Annotated in this window: 2 protein-coding genes; one reads left to right on the forward strand and one right to left on the reverse strand. The window is 59.7% G+C overall.

Annotated features, from left to right (window positions below; genetic code table 11):
- Positions 1-2307, forward strand: a 2307-nt coding sequence (locus WCB02_RS35320; RefSeq protein WP_423966015.1) for a response regulator, incomplete at its 5' end; no start/stop codon positions are given.
- 219 nt (positions 2308-2526) lie between these two features.
- Here the strand turns inward: WCB02_RS35320 and WCB02_RS35325 are convergent.
- The coding region (locus tag WCB02_RS35325) for a YfdX family protein (protein WP_423966018.1) at positions 2527-2869 on the reverse strand (343 nt) is incomplete at its 5' end.

Below are 2869 nucleotides of genomic sequence, written 5' to 3' on the forward strand. Positions count from 1 at the left end.
GACAATGAGGAGTTCCAGTCGACCAACGAGGAACTCCGAACCTCGAAAGAAGAACTGCAATCGTTGAATGAAGAGCTGACGGCGCTGAACAGCCAGCTTCAGGAAACCCTGGATAAGCAGCGCAGGACGTCCAATGATCTTCAGAATGTCCTCTACAGCACCGACGTTGCGACGCTGTTTCTCGACACCGAACTCAAGATCAGGTTCTTCACGCCGGCCACCCGGTCGTTGTTCAATGTCATTCCGAGTGACGTTGGCCGGTCGATATCCGATCTCCATTCACTGGTGTCAGACGATGCCCTTGCAAGCGATGCCAGGGCGGTGTTGAGCAGCCTCGCGCCGATCGAACAAGAGATCGATACCCAGGCAGGCGGCTGCTATCTCCGTCGTATCCTTCCCTACCGGACCCAAGACAACGGGGTCGAAGGCGTCGTCATCACGTTCGCGGACATCACCGAGCGGAAGCAGATCTCGAATGCGCTTGCGGCGGCCAAACGGCAAGCCGACCTGGCCAATGTCGCCAAATCACGCTTTCTCGCCGCAGCTAGTCATGATCTGCGGCAACCGCTGCAAACGCTGAGTCTGATTCGCGGCCTGCTGCAAAGAAGGGTGCGGGAAAACAAGACCGAGGAGGCCCTCAAGCTGATCGAACGGCTCGACGAAACGGCGGACGCGATGTCGGGCATGCTGAATACCCTGCTCGACATCAATCAGATCGATTCCGGTACTGTCCGCGTCAATCTGGCAAGCTTTCCCGTCAACGAGCTGCTTGATCGCCTGAAAGATGAATTTTCCTATCACGCCCAGGCGCACGGGCTTACCCTGCGCGTCGTCGCCTGCGGCCTGTCGGTCGATAGCGATGTTCGCCTGCTCGAGCAGATGCTTCGCAACCTTCTCGCCAACGCATTGAAATATACCAAGCACGGCAAGGTCTTGCTGGGTTGCCGCCGGCACGCGGGAACGCTGGCGATCGAGGTCTGCGATACCGGACCCGGGATCCCCGAGAGCGAGGTTCAGGCGATCTTCGAAGAGTATCATCAGCTCGACAACGCCGCCCGCGAGCGCAGCCGCGGACTGGGCCTCGGACTGTCCATCGTCAGCGGATTGGGAAAACTGCTCGGCCATCCGGTTCGCGTCCGGTCACAGACCGCAAAGGGTTCAATCTTTACCGTGGACGTTCCGCTGTCTGCGAGGGAATACGCGACGGCGCCAAAACGTGCCGAGCTCACCGTGACGCCCAAGCCAATCTCCGCGGTCATGCAAAAATGCACAATCCTGATCGTCGATGACGAGCCCGACGTGCGCGAGCTGCTCGAGCTATTTCTAAGAGGAGAAGGTCACCGTACGGCGACAGCTCCGGATGGCGCGGCAGCGCTGGCACTGGCGATGCGAGGGGCGATCCAACCGGACATCATTCTTGCGGACTACAACCTGCCGAATGGCATGGATGGACTTCAGGTCGCCGCGAAACTTCGTGGCGCTCTTCATCGGGAGATCCCGACGATCATTTTGACCGGCGACATATCGACCGACACGCTCGCCGATATCGCTCAACATGAATGTGTCCAGCTCAGCAAGCCCGTAAAGCTGACGGAGCTCACTCAAGCCATCGAACGATTGCTGCCAAAAGGGCGATCCGCGGCAGAGAGCTCTCCAAGAAGCGCAGTTTATCCGGATAACCGCCAGGTATCGACCGTCTTTGTCGTCGATGATGATCAGGATGTCAGTGCTGCGATGCGGGCCGTGCTCGAGGACGACGGCCATACCGTTGAGACCTTTTCCAGCTCGGAGGCGTTTCTCGGGGCCTATCGCCCCGGACAAAAAGGGTGCCTTCTGCTCGATGCCTATCTCCCGGGAATGAACGGAGTTGAGCTGCTTCGCCAGCTGCACGACAGAGGCGACAGGCTCCCGGCGATCGTTGTCACCGGCAGTAGCGACGTGCCGATGGCGGTGGAAGCCATGAAGGCCGGCGCCGCCGATTTCATCGAGAAGCCGATCAGCCGCAGCGAATTGCTCGCCAGCCTGAACAGTGCGCTGGAGCAATCGCGGGATTCGAGCAAGCTGTTGGCGTCGCGAGAGACTGCTGCCGCGACGATCGCGAACCTCACTCCGCGACAACGTGAAATCATGGACATGGTTCTGGCCGGCCATCCCAGCAAGAATATCGCCGCGGACCTCGGCATCAGCCAGCGCACGGTCGAGAACCACCGCGCGTCAATCATGGAGAAAACCGGCTCGAAATCGCTTCCGGCGCTGGCGCGCTTTGCGCTGTCGGCTCAGTGGAATCGGGCCGAAACGCTCGGATGAATTTCGGACGCCGTCGCCCGACATCGGCTGAGTAGATCGACCAACGCCCTGCCGGTGCTCGAAAGCTCTCCGGGATTCATCCGCTATAACGCAAGATGGAGATTCCGGTTCGTCGTTGGACTCGTCCGGAGTGACAAGGCCCAGATCAAGCAGCGAACAGGGCCCGCTTTCCGGCGGACCCTGTTCCAATGGTTCCTCGGACGCTATCCGGTGCAGGCGCTACTTGTTCGCTGGCACGGACGTACTGCCAGTTTTGGCACTGCCCACGGTTGGAGCGGCTTTGTCCGAGGTACTGGCCGCTTTTGCTGGACCCGAGCTGGCGTCAGCGACGTCGAAGCGGATATCGTCCTCGACCCCCTTCAAGGCCTGGTTTCCCTCGAAATACTTGCCGGAATCGATCAGTTGCGCCGCCGTGTCGATCCCGCTGATAGTCTTGTCGAGCGGGGCGACCTCCATGACGAACGCCACGTTGATTTCGGAAAGCTTGAGAGTTTCCATCGCCTGCTTATGATCCCCCGTCTTGAGCTGCTCATTTGCCTTTGCAACGCTCGCGGCTTTGGCT

The organism is Bradyrhizobium sp., assembly GCF_049581145.1.
In the GTDB taxonomy this organism is placed as follows: domain Bacteria; phylum Pseudomonadota; class Alphaproteobacteria; order Rhizobiales; family Xanthobacteraceae; genus Bradyrhizobium.